Source organism: Granulosicoccus sp. 3-233, from assembly GCF_052681095.1.
In genome coordinates, this window is record NZ_JBQYLE010000003.1 from 393113 (window position 1) to 408816 (window position 15704).

A 15704-nucleotide genomic window follows, 5' to 3' on the forward strand; every position below is an offset into this window, starting at 1 on the left:
TGCCTTCATGAGCAGATTGAACTCGCAGCAGGCCGGTCAGGGACCGGTACTGATCATGCTTCACGGACTGTTCGGCAATCTGGACAACTTCCGGTCAGTGTCCCTGCACATGGAGCGCAACTTGAACGTGGTGCGCATGGATCTGCCGGGGCATGGTCTGTCGCCCACGCTACCCACGCTATCCATCGAGGCCATGGCAGAGGAAGTCCTCGCGGAAATCGCCCGACTGGGTGTGGACCGGTTCCACCTGCTCGGCCATTCACTGGGTGGCAAGGTGGCCATGGCAGTTGCAGGTTCCCCCGATTGCCACGGTCTGCAAAGCCTGTGTGTGGTGGACATCGCACCGAAATCCTACCCGCCACACCATCAGGAAATCCTGGAAGCCCTGCAGGCACTGGATCTGCAGAACATCGAGGATAGACGGGAAGCGGACCGCGAGCTGCGGTCGGCCATTCCCGATGCCGGTGTTCGCGCTTTCCTGCTCAAGAGCCTCTACCGTCACGAGTCCGGTCGCCTGCGCTGGCGCTTCGACCTGAAGCAGCTGGCTCAGGACTATCCGCTGATCTCTCGGGCGCCACTGATCCGTCAGGTCATCCAGCCGCCGACACTGTTCATCAAGGGGGGCAGCAGTGACTACCTGTCGGAGGCCGATGAACCGGGTATCAAGGCTGTTTGTGCGCAACCGTCACTGAAGATCATCACCGGTGCCGGACATTGGCCGCATGCCGAGAAACCCGCTCAGTTCACACGAATTTGCCAGGAGTTCCTGAGCCATGTCTGATTCACTCCGCGACCAGCTGCTGCAAGCGGGATTCAATGCACCGAAAGAACCGGAGCGCCGCAAACGCCCGACCGGCAAGAAACCCGGCCGTGGCAAGAACCCGGGTGGCAAGGCCGCTGCCGGACAGCAAACGGGCCGTGCTGCATCGACTCAACGGGGCAAGACCGATGCCGACGGGGAAGCCGAGGCAAGGATTGCCAGGCGCAAGGCCATCAAGGCCGAGATCAAGACCTTGATCGAAGCGGCTGCGATCAAGGAATTCCAGGGTGAGAGCGTCTACCGATTCATTCTCAACAAGCGTATCCGTGAACTGCATGTCAAGGAGGATATCCGCCTGCAGCTCATCGCAGGCACGCTGGTCATCACCCGTCTGAACGGTACAACCTGGCTGGTGCCGGAAACCACCGCCGAGGCCATCCGCAAGCTCAACCCGGACTGGGCGGTCGTGACCCCGGCACCGGACAGCAGTGAGGACACCAGTGGCTATGAGGACTTCACCGTACCTGACGACCTGCAATGGTAACGTTCTACTGGTTTGATTATGAAACCTTCGGCACGCATCCCGCCTGGGATCATCCCTGCCAGTTTGCCGGCGTCAGAACCGATCTCGACCTGAACGTCATCGGTGAACCGATGACGCTGTACTGTCGTCAACCCACTGACTATCTGCCACACCCTGCCGCCTGTCGCGTTACCGGCATCACACCGCAGCATGCCAATGAGAAGGGTCTGCCCGAAACCGAGTTCATACAACGCATCGTCGACGAAATCGGTCGACCGGAAACCTGTTCAGCCGGTTACAACAGCATACGCTTCGATGACGAATTCACCCGTCACACGCTGTTTCGCAACCTGCGCGACCCCTACGAACAGGAATGGAAGGATGGCAATTCCCGCTGGGACCTGATCGATGTGGTGCGGTTGACGCGCGCCTTGCGTCCGGAAGGCATTCAATGGCCGGTGGACGATGACGGCTCTGCCACCAACCGCCTCGAACTTCTGAGTGCCGCGAACGGCATCACCCACAGCCAGGCGCACGATGCAATGTCCGATGTCTGGGCAACCATCGGCATGGCCAGGCTGATACGGGAACGACAACCTCGCCTGTTCGACTTCGTCTTCGGGCACCGCGACAAGCACAGTGTTGCCGAGCTGCTCGACACGCGCCAGCGCAAACCCTGCCTGCAGGCCTCCGGCATGATTCCCGGAAGCCGGCATCATCTCGGAGCCATCCTGCCACTGATGCCCCACCCGGAGAACCGCAACGGTATCATCGTGCTGGACCTGCAGCAGGATCCCCGATACCTGCTCGACCTGGATGCCGAGGAGATCGCTCGCCGCCTCTATCAACCGGGCAATGAGCGCCGCGAGGGTGATGCGCCACGCCCTGGCCTGAGAACGGTGCAGATCAACAAGTGTCCGGTCATTGTGCCGGTTTCCACCTTGCGGGAAGAAGATGCCAGTCGTCTGGACATGGATCGCGGGCAGATCAGCCAGCATGCCCGCTGGGCGGAACAGCTGTGTAGCGGAGACATGCTGAAGCGCATCGGCCAGGTCATGACACGCAGCTGGCAGGATGATTCACTGCAGGATATCGATGGCACGCTCTACAGCGGCGACTTTCTGTCTACGTCCGACAAACAGGCACTGGCTGATATTCGCACGCTCTCACCAGAGCGTCTGGCACAGGAACTGGATCAGCATGCCGGGCGCTTCGATGACAGGCGTCTGGACGAGATGATCTGGCGCTACCTGGCCCGAAACTTTCCCGAAGCACTGGATGCCGATCAGCAGCGTCGCTGGAAAGAGCATTGCACCGCACGACTGAATGACGAGGAGGCCGCCTGGTTGTCTCGGCAGAGCTATCAGCAGGCGCTGAATGCCATCGACTGGCTCCCGGCAGAACAGGAGCTGGAGCGCGCGCTGCGCGACTATCCGGCAAGCATTGCCTGATTCTAGTTGGTGCGACGTCCGCCGCCGTCCATGAAATCCGTACCGGAGATCACCGGACGCATGGTGTTCACCACGAAAAAGGCAAAGAACAGGAAGAAGAACTTGAATTTCTCACTGGCATATTCCGGACCGATCAGTGGCACGAACGCCAGGAAGATGACGGTGGCAAGCACAAAGCCGTAAGCCGAATGCCAGTAGACATTCATGATGGAATCTGTAATTTCCTTACGGTACACACCGCTGAGTACCATCGAGACCATCATGATGAAAACAATCGGTACCATCGGAGCCAGCATGCTCGTCACCGAATAACCCAGACTGACGTAACCTGCCGCCAGAAAGACGCAGCAGAACATCAGTGACTCCACCAATGCACGCATGAAGGTCGGAAACCGGACCTGTCGGGCCAGGGTTCGAACCAGTAGAGCAAACAGCATACGTGCGGTAGATCGGTAGGTGGATCGTTTGGAGACGCTTGCGCCCATGACATTCATTCCGTCAGCTGAGGCGCCAGTCCTACAACCCCGCGCCAAGGTAGGAACGGATAATAACACTCTGGTCATGTAACATTGTGACCGACTGTCAACCAGCCAGGTTTTGTGACGAAACTCTAATAAACAAGCTCTTCCAACACCCTCTGATACCATCCACCGAATGATCCAACAACGCATCAAGCTGTATCAGGGATCGATCAACCCCTGTAGCTATCTGGACGATCGGGAAGCGGTGAATATCTACGCAGATCCGCATCATCCCAATCCGCGTGCGGTCTACAACCAGTTGATCAAGCGGGGTTTTCGGCGTTCAGGGGAGTATGTCTACCGCCCGGGCTGTACCGGCTGTTCGGCCTGCATACCCGTGCGCATCCTGTGCGATGAATTCAGAATGCGGCGCACCGATCGCCGCAACTGCAAGCGCAATCAGGATCTGAAGGTCGATTTTCGCGAAGCCTGCTATACCGATGAGTATTTTCAGCTGTATCAACGTTATCTTGCCGCTCGCCACCCCGATGGTGGTATGGACGATCCCGACCCGGAAGACTTCGAACGCTTTCTGCTCAATCCCTGGGGTGAAACCCTGTTCGTCGACATTCGACTCGAGCGACAGGTCATTGCTGTTGCGGTAACGGATGCCACGGCCGATGGATTGTCGGCGGTCTATACGTTCTTCGACCCCGAACATGCCGATCGAGGGCTGGGACGCTTCAGCATCATGCAGCAGATCGAACTGTGCAAGGCCATCAAACTACCGTATCTGTATCTGGGTTACTGGGTCGATGGGTGTCAGAAGATGCAATACAAGACCGATTTTCAGCCGCAGGAACATTTCGACGGGCATCAATGGCAGGAAGTCCTTACCGCTGAGCGAAAGGCCGGCGAATGATCAGATGTTGCGAGCCTGCTCGATGCCTCGTAGATAGAGATCGTACATGGAGATCGGCCCCCACTCCTCTCGCAACCGGGAAAACAGCTCGATCGCCGTATCCCAGTCTCCGGCTCGGCTTGCTGCCATGGCTTGGTCATGCATGCCGACGCGTTGCATCACCTGCTCACCAAGCGTCTCTCTGGCACCGAGCGGTTCATACATGGTGACTGGCTGACTGCGCCCCGTGACCGTGACCGTATCCAGTTCGCGAAAGACCATGCCGGGCAACTGTGCGGCAGTCTTGTCACCGACAATGATCGGCACCCGGTACTTGCGTGTCTGCGCTTCCAGTCGTTGCGCAACATTGACACTGTCACCGACCACGGTGTAATCCACGCGGTACTCCGAGCCCAGTGGCCCGACCATGGCCGTCCCGGTACTGATGCCGATGCCCATGACCACTTCCGGCAAGCCCTTGGCCCGGTAGCGCTCGTTGAGCGTGTTCACTTCCGCCTGGATATCCATACCGGCACACAGGGCGTCATGTGCATGTGTCCTGCTCGACGAGGGGGCACCCCAGACAGCCATGACACTATCACCCATGTACTTGTCGATGGAACCGCGATAACGAACCACGATGCGGCTCACATAGGAGAAGTACATGTTGAGCCACTCGGCAAGCTGCGACGGCGTCAGTTGCTCGGACTTGGCAGTGAACCCGACCACATCACAGAACAGCACGCTGATCTCTCGCTGTACTCCGGGCCTGCCAACGGACTGCGGGTCACGCTGATATTCCCTTGCCAGCTCCACGGGCACATACTGACTCAGCAGGCGCTGCACCCGCTTGCGGTCACGCACTTCTCCGATGTAGCCCAGCAGAACATACGTGACGAACAGAATCAGCACGATCAGCAGTTCGAACTCCATCGGCATGTATGACGACTCTGCCGCCAGCTGCAAGTGGCAATACACCAGTGCAGCCGCCGACAACAGGGCAATGATGGCCGCCCCCGCCAGCCGGAACAACGGCATGAGCAGACACAGCAGCAGCAGAATCAGCAGACTGCTCCAGAACGTACGACCGAAGGAATCAGCCTCGAACAGATTGAAAGACCTGCCGCCTCGCACACTCAGTGTGAACAGCTGTCCCGAGTCATTGCTGCCGGCGGTCCATTCGAAGCCGAAATACAGACGGAACACACCCAGACCGGTCAGCACCAGCAGGGTCAGCGCCAGCAACAGAACCAGTGAATATGTCAGACTGCGGCGACCAGGGTTGTAATAGGGAAGAGTCAGGGTCGCCATCTGTTGCTACTGCCCGGAACGACCTTGCAGCACAGCCAGTGCTTCTGCATGCAGGGCTTCGGTGCAGGCAGCCAGAACGGATGTGGTCGAATCGTTGACCGACTGTCCCTGCAGATCCGTGATGATGCCGCCAGCGGCCCGCACGGCGACTGTCAGGGCGGCGATATCCAGGATATTGACATCCGACTCCAGCACCAGATCGGCCTGACCGCAGCACAGCTGATGGTAATGACAGAAATCGCCATAACCGCGAACTCGACGAACTCGTCCCACAATGGACGCATAACGTGCCCAGGCGTCGGCATCACGAGCCAGCGTGGTGAGATTGCCTGCCGAGAAGAAGGCATCTTCCAGGGAGGTCACCTCGTTGCAGCGAACGGCACGCCCGTCAAGCCAGGCACCCTGGTCGGCTTCAGCCACCAGACACTCTCCATAGGCAGGTGCATTCGAGACACCCAGGCGCAATACATTGTCCACTTCAAGCGCAATCTGAGTCGAATAGTATCGCGAGCCTCTGATGAAACTCTTGGTGCCGTCTATCGGATCAACCAGCCAGCGCAGCCCACTGCCCGACGCCGACTCATCACTGGCTGCCGATTTACCGGTTTCCTCGCCGAAGAACGACGCCCCCGGCAGTGCTGAGGTGAGCACTGACTTGATGGCCTTCTCGGCAGCCACATCGACTTCGGTCACCGGAGATTGATCGGACTTCAGCGTCACGTGCCAGTCTCCGCGTGCGAGAAAGTCGTTGATGACCTGTTCAGCTGCCTGTGCAGCCTCCTCGGCAGCCTGTCGTGCCGCCTGCATGTCAAGTTCCACAAATGCTCCACTACGGTATATGTCAGCGTGCATTATACGGTCTCGCCCGCCCTCCACAGGAAATGCCGAGGTCGGCGAGTACCAGGAGCTGATCGCTGACACAGCAACGCAAGGTACGGACCAGCCGCGCCCGAAAACCGGACATGCCAGACGATTCGCGACACAATCATCTTCATCGTTAACCTCAACACCGAACATTGATGGCGGAAAGCAGTAGACTTGCCCACCCCACACTGCATTGATCGATCCTCTCAATGGGCCTGAACCCTCAACAACTGGCCGCCGTCAGACATTTCGAGACTCCCCTGCTGGTGCTGGCCGGTGCCGGTAGCGGCAAGACCGGCGTCATCACCCAGAAGATTGCCTGGCTGATCGAAAAACAGAATTACTCGCCCACATCCATCATTGCGGTGACCTTCACCAACAAGGCATCCAACGAAATGCGGGCGCGGCTCAAGAAGCAGCTGTCACCGCAGCAGATGAAAGGGCTGACCATCGCAACCTTCCACCGGCTTGGCATGGAAATGCTGCACAAGGACGGTGAGGCCATCGGCTTGCGCAAGGGGTTTACCATTCTCGACCAGCACGACTCCATGACCGCCTTGCGCGAACTGATCCGCGAAGGCAACAGCGCCATCGAGGAACGTGATCTGCAGAACACGATTTCGAACTGGAAGAACGAATTCATCACCCCGGAGGGTGCCCTGGCAGCGGCTGTCGACGACAATCAACGTGTCTCCGCCCTGCTCTACGCCCGTTACAACGAACTGCTGCGTGCCTGCAATTCCGTGGACTTCGACGACCTCATCAGTCTGCCCGTGGAAATGCTGCGCGAGCATACCGACGTTCGCGACAAATGGCGGGGCAAGGTGCGACACATGCTGGTGGATGAATATCAGGACACCAATGCGGCCCAGTACGAGCTGGTGCGCCAGCTGGTGGACAAGTTCGGAGCATTCACCGCGGTCGGCGACGACGATCAGTCCATCTACTCCTGGCGAGGTGCCAAGCCGGAGAACCTGATGAACCTGAAGATCGACTATCCCAATCTGCGTGTCATCAAACTGGAGCAGAACTACCGCTCCAGCCAGCGCATTCTGCGCTGCGCCAATGCGGTCATCAGCCACAACCCGCACGAATTCGAAAAAGCCCTGTGGAGTGATCTGGGTCTGGGCGACCCCCTGCGAGTATCCGCCTGCAAGCACACACTCGATGAAGCCGAATGGGTCGCCGCAGAGATTCTGACTCGCCATTATCAGAAGGATACGCGATGGGGTGACTTTGCCATCCTCTACCGCAGCAACTTTCAGTCACGCGCCTTCGAGCAGGCCTTGCGTGAAAAGCAGATCCCGTACAGCATCAGCGGTGGCAGTTCCTTCTTCGACAAGGCCGAAATCAAGGACATGCTGGCCTATCTGAAACTGCTGGTGAATCCGGATGACGACACGGCGTTCATGCGCTGCATCAACACGCCGCGCCGGGAGATCGGCCCGAGCACGCTGGCCAAACTGGGCCAGCACGCACGCAATCGCAATATCAGCATGTTCGCCGCCTGCCACGATATCGGCCTGGAGACGCAGATCAGCGGTCGCCCCCTGCAACGTCTGCAACGCTTTGCCAACTGGCTGACCCTGAGTGCCGACAACGCCGAACGTGGCGACACCCTGGCGGTCGTCAAGGGAGTGTTCGAAGACATCGATTACACGGACTGGCTGCAACAGGTGCATGATTCCCCACCCAAGGCGCAGCGTGCCATCGAGAATACCGGGGAGCTGCTTGCCTGGATAGAGCGTCTGCTGACGGATGAGGATCAGAAGGACCAGCCCCTCTCGGAAGTAGTGCGATCGCTGTGCCTGCATGACATGCTGTCGCGCCAGGACGATGAATCCGATGACAATCAGGTACAGATGATGACATTGCATGCGGCCAAGGGGCTGGAGTACCCGCACGTCTTCATGGTCGGCATGGAAGAGGAACTGCTGCCCCATCGCAACAGCGTGGAAGCCGACACCATCGAGGAAGAGCGTCGTCTCTGCTATGTCGGCATGACACGGGCTCGCCATACCCTGACCTTCACCCGCTCGCGTGCTCGCCAGCAGTTCGGCGAAACCGGAGCCTGCGAACCCAGCCGCTTTCTGGCCGATCTGCCGCCGGACGACGTGATCTTCATGGGTGAGCTGGATGCCGGAGATGCGGAAGCATCGCGGGCAGCCGGCAAGGATGCTCTCAAGGGGCTGATGAACCTGCTGGCTGCGGACTGACTGCCCTCGACCCTTGCGCCTCAGCAGTTGCGAGGCACCGCCGCTGAAGACAGCTGCCGCAGCACCCGTTAATTGTGACGGCAGCTTGAAAATGCGGCAGCATGGCATATGTTCACGGTACCTCTTTTCCCGTCACCGCCATCAATCTGGCGGCGCTGGCTTGCAGCAGGCAGGCCATCCGGACCAACAGCAGAACAAGATCCTTCATGGCCTCGAAAAAAAGTGACGAAACGCTGATTGTCGACTCCGAGCAGGCAGACGCCGAGGACAACGGTAGCAGCGCAGGCACCGGTCTGATTGTCCCTGAACAAAGCCTGCCCGGGAAGCTGCTGCTGCTGCCGATTTTCGAGCGGCCGTTCTTCCCTGCCCAGGTACAACCTCTGGTCATCGACGAATCGCCCTGGGAAGAAACCTTCGCACGGCTGGCGAAGATGGATCACCATCTGCTGGGTCTGTGCTATGCCGGTGATCAGGACGAACACGCCAGTGCATCACCCGAGGACTTTGCCGATACCGGCTGTGTGGTCAGACTGCACAACGTCGTACGGGGCAACGGCAAGATCCAGTTCATCGCCCAGGGCATGCAACGCTTTCGCATCGATGGCTGGCTGAGCCGCACTGCACCGTTCGCCGCTGAAGTCTCGTATCCGAACGAGCGTTCGAAGAACACTCCGGAGATCAAGGCCTACGCCATGGCACTGATCCAGGCCATCAAGGAGCTGATTCCGCTCAACCCGCTGTACAACGAAGAGCTGAAGAATTTTCTCAATCACTTCAACCTGAATGATCCCTCGCCACTGGCAGATTTCGCCGCGGCCATCACGACCGCCCCCGGCCCCGAACTGCAACAGATTCTCGATACCGTCTCCCTGCAAAAGCGCATGGAGAGAGTTCTGATCCTGCTGCACAAGGAGCTCGAGGTTGCCCGCTTGCAGGCCGAAATCCGCTCCGAAGTCGAGCAGAAGATGTCCAAGCACCAGCGAGAATTCTTCCTGCGCGAAGAATTGAAGGTCATCCAGCGCGAGCTGGGCATTGCCAAGGACGATCGCACCTCGGATATCGACGAATTCCGCGAGCGCATGGAAAAGCGCACGCCACCTGAGCATGTGAAGAAGCGCTTCGATGAGGAGATCAACAAGATGTCCATTCTCGAAACCGGCTCACCCGAGTATGGCGTCACGCGCAACTACCTTGACTGGCTCAGCGCCGTTCCATGGGGCAACTATTCCAGGGACAAGCTGTCACTGCGACACGCGAAGACGGTACTGAATCGTGACCATGCGGGACTCGAGGACATCAAGGAACGCATTCTGGAGTTCCTTGCCATGGGCTCCTTCCGTGGCGAGATCAGTGGCTCCATACTGCTGTTTGTCGGCCCCCCCGGTGTCGGCAAGACGTCCATCGGCAAATCCATCGCCGAATGCCTGGGACGCAAGTTCTATCGATTCAGTGTCGGTGGCATGCGCGACGAAGCGGAAATCAAGGGCCATCGCCGTACCTATATCGGCGCCATGCCGGGCAAGCTGGTACAGGCACTGAAGGACGTCGATGTGTCCAATCCGGTCATCATGCTCGATGAAATCGACAAGATGGGCAGTTCTCACCAGGGCGACCCGGCATCAGCCATGCTCGAAGTGCTCGATCCGGAACAGAACAGTGAGTTTCTCGATCACTATCTGGACCTGCGGGTCGACCTGTCCAAGGTGCTGTTCGTCTGTACCGCCAACCAGCTTGATACCATTCCTCGCCCGCTGCTCGACCGCATGGACGTCATCCGCCTGGGTGGTTATATCGCCAGCGAAAAACTCGAGATTGCCCGCAAGCACCTGTGGCCGAGACTGCTGGAACGCAACAACGTCAAGAGCTCTCAGGTCAAGATCAGTGATTCCGCCATCAAGGCACTCATTGAAGGCTATGCACGCGAAGCCGGTGTTCGCAGCCTGGAAAAACTGCTGCACAGGGTATTGCGTAAATCGGTCGTGAAGCTGCTCGGCAAGAGCAAGACAGTCAGCATCAGCAATCGCAATCTGGTCGAGTTCGTTGGCGAACCGCCGTTTCGGGTGGAAAAGCAACTCGGCGGCGTCGGCGTCATCACCGGTCTGGCCTGGACATCCATGGGTGGTGCCACGCTGCCCATCGAAGCCACCTCGGTGCATGAAGGCGAACGTGGTCTGAAGCTGACAGGCCAGTTGGGCAAGGTCATGAACGAATCCGCGCAGATCGCCCACAGCTATGTCACGACCAATGCTGATCGCTACGGTGTCGGCAAGGACTGGTTCATGCGGCACAGCCTGCATCTGCACGTACCCGAAGGCGCAACACCCAAGGACGGTCCGAGTGCCGGTATCAGCATCACCAGCGCCCTGTTGTCGCTGGCGTTGAACAAGCCGGTCCGCAAGTCCTTCGCCATGACCGGCGAGATAACCCTTACCGGAGAAGTGCTGCCGGTCGGTGGTATTCGCGAGAAGCTGATTGCAGCCAGACGAATCGGTGTCAAGCAGATCATATTGCCGGCCGGCAACCGCCGCGATGTCAGTGAATTGCCCGAGCACATCGTGACCGGGCTCGATATCCGGCACGCCGGTCACTACGATGAGGTGTTCGAGATTCTGTTTCAGGCAAAGCGGACCGCGAGGCAGTAGGCTCGATCACGCACGCTTACACCGACCGTCCATCCTCAAGGCGATGGGCGGTAGGTCCAGGCCAGCCTGGCCACGATATCGGGTGCCGTCTCCACGGCCACGTCTTCACTGATGGAGAGTTCCAGGGTCTGTGTGGCCCCCAGCAGAAAGCGCAGACCGGCCGACAGCACCACTGTCGGATCATTCAGCTCGGGCAGGTCACTGCGATAGAACGGTGTGTGCCAATCCAGTTGCACCATGGCTCGATAGCGCTGTGCCAGACGGAACTGAGAGCCGGCGGTACCGAAAACGACCAGATTGCGCTGACTGGGAAGCCGCTCGTTATCGCCCGCGTACAGCACACCCAGCGAGACACCCGCTCGCCAGCGACCGCCGTTGCTCATCACGGGTGACTGTATATCGACGAAGGTATCGACTCGGCCACTGCCACGCAGCTCCGAGACCGAACCGGTCGGCAATTTGATACCGGCCCGCACGATGGGTTCGGCACCGGTCGTGTCCGCCGTTGCCTGACACGACAATGTGCGTTGCACAGTGACGCTGATATCGCCCACCCCGCTCTGTGCCGTATCCACGCGCAAGCGCTCGCCGGAGGCATCCGAGTAGGTATAGGTCAACTGCTGATGGGGAAATTCATCCCGACTGGCATCGGGAAGTCCGAAGAACTGATGCCAGTCATCAATGGCCCGGTCGAACTTGCCACTGGAATGCTGAAAGAATGGCAGAACCAGCTCCCCTTGCCAGCAGGAACTCAGACGTTGTCGACGCCGCACTACCAGCTCAGAGGTTTCCCCATCGAGAAACAGTGTTTCATCCCCGGCCGTACTGCCGATGAACTGGTTGCCGTGCTCCAGTGACAACTGCCACTCACTGGACTGAACGGGGCGAACCGCGGCTCCCGGTAGTCCGAATATGGCATTCAGGGCATGCTCCGAATGCACCTGCATCAGAGCCGAATCGTCACTCTGCTCAGCCCTGACAACTGACGTTGATGTCAGCCCCAGCAGAAGACCGGCAAGGCAGAACGTTCGCTGGCAAACGGACATGCCTTGCCGGTTCGATCAGTTGGCCAGCGGCGTGGAATCGTTGACCATGCCGGCAAGCACGGTGGCTTCTCTATATCCCGGAATCTTGGTACCGCTGTCCGTGTAGATCAGAGGCGTTCCCCGAAGCCCCAGACGCTCAGCCAGAGCAACATGGGATTCAACCGGATTGTCGCAGGTTCTGGGCTCGATCTTTCCGCCGGCCTTGGCATTGGTCATGGCTGCCTGCGGGTCATCGGCACACCAGACACTGACAAGGTCATCGTGTCCCTGGGACCCCAGTCCCGCACGTGGGAAAAGCAGATACCGCACGCGAACCCCGGCATCCATCAGGGTATCGATTTCCGAATGCAGTCGACGACAGTAGCCACAACTGATGTCGGTGAATACGGTAATGGAGCGATTGGACGGTTCTTCCGGTTCGTAGATCAGCATGTTGTCCTCACCGATTTCCTCGATCAGCGCCGCATGGATCAGACCCTGGCGAGCATCCGTCAGATTGCTTCTGTCACTGAGCCGGATGAGACTGCCATCCACGAGATATTCTGCGGTTTCGTCGACATAGTAGATCTGACCGTCGGTTATCAGCTCATAGAGACCGGGTATCTCGGACTCTTCAAGACTGGTTACATCGATGCCTGGTAGACGTTCGGCCAGCCGGCTTTTCACTGCATCAACGGTAGTGGCATCTTGTGCATGGGCACTGAGCATCATCGTCAATAAGACGAAACCCAGCAGGGAACTGATTCGTGTACGAATATTCATAAGGTTAAAGCTCGCAGGAACCGCGCCAGTTGGAGATTCGAGGGTCCGAGCCCAAGGGGTGCGCAAGGGACAGGCCAAGACTCTGAGGGTATGAGTGTCTGTGGGTGGATAATGCCGTAAGTTCCATCAAAAAACATGATTATTGCGACGCAGTGCACTCTGCACGTACTAGCCTCGTGGGTGATGCTTGCGGTGCAGAGACTTCAGGCGCTCCTGTGCCACATGCGTGTATATCTGAGTGGTCGACAGACTGCTGTGGCCGAGTAGCAACTGCACCACCCGCAGATCGGCATCGTGATTGACCAGATGCGTGGCAAAGGCATGGCGCAGCACATGCGGCGACAACTGCGTTTTGATGCCGGCAGCCAGACCATGGGCCCGTATGCGATGCCAGAACGCCTGCCGGGTCATGCCGCTACCGCGGTTCGACAGAAACAGCACGTCGGTGTTGCCACGCAACAGCGCCGGTCGGGCCGATTGCAGGTAACGTGTCAGCCAGTCTGCAGCGACATCGCCGACGGGAATCAGTCTCTCCTTGTTGCCCTTGCCCCAGACTCGCAGCATGCCCTGCTGCAGATTGACTTGTGCAACTGTCAGACCGATCAGTTCGGACACCCTGAGCCCACAACCATAGAGAAGTTCAAGCATGGCGCGATCTCGCAAGCCGAGATCCTCGGACACGACGGGCGCCTGCAACAGCGCCTGCACCTCGGATTCGGTGATGACCTTGGGCAAGGGTCTGCCCAGAGAGGGAGAGCGTACCAGCGCCGTCGGGTTATCGGCCAGCAACCCCTGTTGCAGACACCAGGCATAGAAGCGTCGCAGGGCGGACAACAGTCTGGCAGCACTGCGACTGCTGCTGCCATCGGTGACACGACGTGCCAGATATTCCATGATATCAGCACGACGTACCTCCAGCAGATGTCGCTGACCTTCCTGCAGAAACGCGGCAAAGGCCCGCAGATCGCTGCGATAGGCGGCGATGGTGTTGCTACCCAGACCCCTTTCCACCAGTTGACTGTCTGCAAATCTCAGCAACAGGGCGTCGACGTCTTCGGCCCGAGAGGCGTCTTTTCCTGACACCTTGCCGCGCGCTGCAACTGACTTGGCGTTAGCATACGGTTTGACCATTACTCAAGGATACACATGAAGTTGCCGCCACGCGTAATCAATGATGCCGACCCCTCAGCCCTGACGATCGAAGAGGCACTGTTACGCATCCGGAACGCACTGCCACAATTGAAGGACGTGCAAACCGTCGACTGCCTGAACGCGCTTGGGCGTATCACGGCAGCGGACATTCACTCCCCCATGTCTGTTCCGCCTTTTCGGGCGTCCGCCATGGATGGTTTTGCCGTGAGGGTTGCTGACTGCCATTCGGCTCTGCGACTCGATGGCCAGTCCATGGCCGGGCATCCCGGTAGTGACAGACTCGCACCCGGAAGCTGTCAACGCATCACCACGGGCGCTCGCGTTCCCGACGACGCCGATGCAGTCGTGCAACAGGAAAACACCGAATGCAATGATGGCACGGTCACGATTCGGGTCATGCCACAGCCCGGCTTGAATGTTCGCAACCCCGGAACAGACAGCCGGCAGGATGATCTGCTGATCAATGCTGGTACACGACTGGGGCCCTCGCAACTGGCCTTGCTGGCAGCACACGGTGTCAGCAATGTGGAGGTTGTTCGCAAGCTGGTTGTCGCCCTGTTCTCGACAGGCGACGAATTGCGCAAGCCGGGCAACAGGCTGGAGCCCGGGCAGATCTACGACGCCAACCGGCCATTGCTGCAATCGATGCTGCATGATCATGGTGTTGAAGTCATTGACCTGGGCATCTGCAAGGATTCGGAAGCTGCGCTGGAACAGCGACTCTCAGCTTCACAGGATGCAGATCTGGTGATATCCAGCGGTGGCGTCTCGGTGGGCGAGGCCGATCATGTACGGCAGGTGCTGGCACGCGCCGGGCAGATCAACTTCTGGAAGATTGCCATGAAACCCGGCAGACCTCTGACATTCGGCATCAGTCGCCCGGGCCAGGCCTACTTCGGCTTGCCCGGCAATCCCGTGTCAGCGGCACTGACCACTCTGCTGTTTGTGCTACCGTCCATCCGTCACATGCTGGGACGTTCACTGGAACTGCCACCGGCATTGCAATTGCCACTCACGGATGAACTGCACAAGAACCCCGGGCGAGTGGAATATCAACGCGCCATCATGCAGCAGGATGCAAACGGCAACTGGCAGGTGGGCACCACTGGCCTGCAGGACTCTCACGTATTGAGCTCACTGCACAAGGCCAATTGCCTGATCGAACTGAAAAGCGATTCACAAGGCGCTGCCATTGGCGACAGCGTCAGGGTCTTCCCCTTCTCGCACTTTGCCGAACCTGTCCTGTAGTCTGAAACAGGACTAACGGACAGCGGTAGCGGACTCGGCAGCAAACCAGCCAATCATCGAACGGCTGCCGAATCCTGCTGCACCGGGTGATATCAGGAATCCGCAGTACTGGTGCTGCTGACCTTCTTCGCTGTCGAGCGTTTCTTGCTCGCGGCTTTCTTTCTGGCAGTGGTTTTCTTGCCGACGGCTTTCTTCTTGCTGGCGGCCTTCTTGGCAACTGCCTTTTTCTTGCTGGCGGCTTTTTTCTTGCCAACTGCCTTTTTCTTGCTCACGGCCTTCTTCTTGCCGACTGCCTTTTTCTTGCTCACGGCCTTCTTCTTGCCGACTGCCTTTTTCTTGCTCACGGCCTTCTTCTTGCCGACTGCCT

Annotated in this window: 14 protein-coding genes; 7 read left to right on the top strand and 7 right to left on the bottom strand. The window is 58.7% G+C overall.

Annotated features, from left to right (window positions below; all coding sequences use genetic code 11):
* Positions 1-7: 7 nt before the first annotated feature.
* The 3 genes from ACUNV4_RS11055 to sbcB are packed head-to-tail and all read left to right on the top strand — an operon-like array spanning position 8 to position 2734.
* Positions 8-781, top strand: coding sequence for an alpha/beta fold hydrolase (locus ACUNV4_RS11055; RefSeq protein WP_430878600.1), 774 nt, complete (start codon positions 8-10; stop codon positions 779-781).
* Entirely contained in the window at positions 774-1304 is a 531-nt protein-coding gene (locus ACUNV4_RS11060) for a DUF2058 domain-containing protein (protein ID WP_430878601.1), read from the top strand. The genes ACUNV4_RS11055 and ACUNV4_RS11060 overlap by 8 nt, the downstream gene beginning before the upstream one ends.
* Complete coding sequence (sbcB, locus tag ACUNV4_RS11065) at positions 1298-2734, top strand: exodeoxyribonuclease I (protein WP_430878602.1); 1437 nt, start codon at positions 1298-1300, stop codon at positions 2732-2734. Before ACUNV4_RS11060 ends, sbcB begins: the two co-directional genes overlap by 7 nt.
* Before the next feature lie 2 nt (positions 2735-2736).
* Here sbcB and ACUNV4_RS11070 read toward each other — a convergent pair whose 3' ends face one another.
* Complete coding sequence (locus ACUNV4_RS11070; protein WP_430878603.1) at positions 2737-3219, bottom strand: hypothetical protein; 483 nt, start codon at positions 3217-3219, stop codon at positions 2737-2739.
* A gap of 169 nt (positions 3220-3388) precedes the next feature.
* Here ACUNV4_RS11070 and ACUNV4_RS11075 point away from each other — a divergent pair, with 169 nt between their 5' ends.
* On the top strand, positions 3389-4117 hold the full coding sequence (locus tag ACUNV4_RS11075; protein WP_430878604.1) for an arginyltransferase: 729 nt from the start codon (positions 3389-3391) through the stop codon (positions 4115-4117).
* Here the strand turns inward: ACUNV4_RS11075 and ACUNV4_RS11080 are convergent, their stop codons facing one another.
* Entirely contained in the window at positions 4118-5407 is a 1290-nt protein-coding gene (locus ACUNV4_RS11080; protein ID WP_430878605.1) for an adenylate/guanylate cyclase domain-containing protein, read from the bottom strand. It lies immediately after the preceding gene.
* 6 nt (positions 5408-5413) lie between these two features.
* Complete coding sequence (locus ACUNV4_RS11085) at positions 5414-6259, bottom strand: inositol monophosphatase family protein (RefSeq protein WP_430878606.1); 846 nt, start codon at positions 6257-6259, stop codon at positions 5414-5416.
* A gap of 221 nt (positions 6260-6480) precedes the next feature.
* Here ACUNV4_RS11085 and ACUNV4_RS11090 point away from each other — a divergent pair, with 221 nt between their 5' ends.
* Positions 6481-8487: a UvrD-helicase domain-containing protein gene (locus ACUNV4_RS11090; protein ID WP_430878607.1), complete on the top strand. Its 2007-nt coding sequence runs from the start codon at positions 6481-6483 to the stop codon at positions 8485-8487.
* 101 nt (positions 8488-8588) lie between these two features.
* Positions 8589-11129, top strand: a complete 2541-nt coding sequence (gene lon / locus ACUNV4_RS11095; protein ID WP_430878608.1) for an endopeptidase La — start codon at positions 8589-8591, stop codon at positions 11127-11129.
* Between the two features lie 35 nt (positions 11130-11164).
* On the opposite strand, the gene ACUNV4_RS11100 is transcribed toward lon, so the two are convergent.
* From ACUNV4_RS11100 to xerD, 3 genes are all read right to left on the bottom strand, one after another.
* The gene (locus ACUNV4_RS11100) at positions 11165-12175 is read right to left on the bottom strand and encodes a DUF3187 family protein (RefSeq protein ID WP_430878609.1); all 1011 of its coding nucleotides are present in this window, start codon (positions 12173-12175) and stop codon (positions 11165-11167) included.
* A 15-nt stretch (positions 12176-12190) separates the two neighbouring features.
* Positions 12191-12937, bottom strand: a complete 747-nt coding sequence (locus tag ACUNV4_RS11105; protein WP_430878610.1) for a DsbC family protein — start codon at positions 12935-12937, stop codon at positions 12191-12193.
* Between the two features lie 168 nt (positions 12938-13105).
* Positions 13106-14068, bottom strand: coding sequence for a site-specific tyrosine recombinase XerD (xerD, locus tag ACUNV4_RS11110; protein ID WP_430878611.1), 963 nt, complete (start codon positions 14066-14068; stop codon positions 13106-13108).
* 15 nt (positions 14069-14083) lie between these two features.
* Between xerD and moeA the strand changes: the two genes are divergently transcribed.
* Positions 14084-15337 (top strand): molybdopterin molybdotransferase MoeA, encoded by a 1254-nt coding sequence (gene moeA / locus ACUNV4_RS11115; protein WP_430878612.1) that lies wholly within the window; start codon positions 14084-14086, stop codon positions 15335-15337.
* A gap of 92 nt (positions 15338-15429) precedes the next feature.
* Here moeA and ACUNV4_RS11120 read toward each other — a convergent pair.
* Positions 15430-15704: hypothetical protein (locus tag ACUNV4_RS11120; protein WP_430878613.1), on the bottom strand; the 275-nt coding region annotated here is incomplete at its 5' end.

What these genes read in the sequence shown, in the direction of transcription:
- ACUNV4_RS11055 (WP_430878600.1), top strand. Translation starts at nt 8, where the DNA reads ATGAGCAGATTGAACTCGCAGCAGGCCGGTCAGGGACCGGTACTGATC.
- ACUNV4_RS11060 (WP_430878601.1), top strand. Translation starts at nt 774, where the DNA reads ATGTCTGATTCACTCCGCGACCAGCTGCTGCAAGCGGGATTCAATGCA.
- sbcB (WP_430878602.1), top strand. Translation starts at nt 1,298, where the DNA reads ATGGTAACGTTCTACTGGTTTGATTATGAAACCTTCGGCACGCATCCC.
- ACUNV4_RS11070 (WP_430878603.1), bottom strand. Translation starts at nt 3,219, where the DNA reads ATGGGCGCAAGCGTCTCCAAACGATCCACCTACCGATCTACCGCACGT.
- ACUNV4_RS11075 (WP_430878604.1), top strand. Translation starts at nt 3,389, where the DNA reads ATGATCCAACAACGCATCAAGCTGTATCAGGGATCGATCAACCCCTGT.
- ACUNV4_RS11080 (WP_430878605.1), bottom strand. Translation starts at nt 5,407, where the DNA reads ATGGCGACCCTGACTCTTCCCTATTACAACCCTGGTCGCCGCAGTCTG.
- ACUNV4_RS11085 (WP_430878606.1), bottom strand. Translation starts at nt 6,259, where the DNA reads ATGCACGCTGACATATACCGTAGTGGAGCATTTGTGGAACTTGACATG.
- ACUNV4_RS11090 (WP_430878607.1), top strand. Translation starts at nt 6,481, where the DNA reads ATGGGCCTGAACCCTCAACAACTGGCCGCCGTCAGACATTTCGAGACT.
- lon (WP_430878608.1), top strand. Translation starts at nt 8,589, where the DNA reads ATGGCATATGTTCACGGTACCTCTTTTCCCGTCACCGCCATCAATCTG.
- ACUNV4_RS11100 (WP_430878609.1), bottom strand. Translation starts at nt 12,175, where the DNA reads ATGTCCGTTTGCCAGCGAACGTTCTGCCTTGCCGGTCTTCTGCTGGGG.
- ACUNV4_RS11105 (WP_430878610.1), bottom strand. Translation starts at nt 12,937, where the DNA reads ATGAATATTCGTACACGAATCAGTTCCCTGCTGGGTTTCGTCTTATTG.
- xerD (WP_430878611.1), bottom strand. Translation starts at nt 14,068, where the DNA reads ATGGTCAAACCGTATGCTAACGCCAAGTCAGTTGCAGCGCGCGGCAAG.
- moeA (WP_430878612.1), top strand. Translation starts at nt 14,084, where the DNA reads ATGAAGTTGCCGCCACGCGTAATCAATGATGCCGACCCCTCAGCCCTG.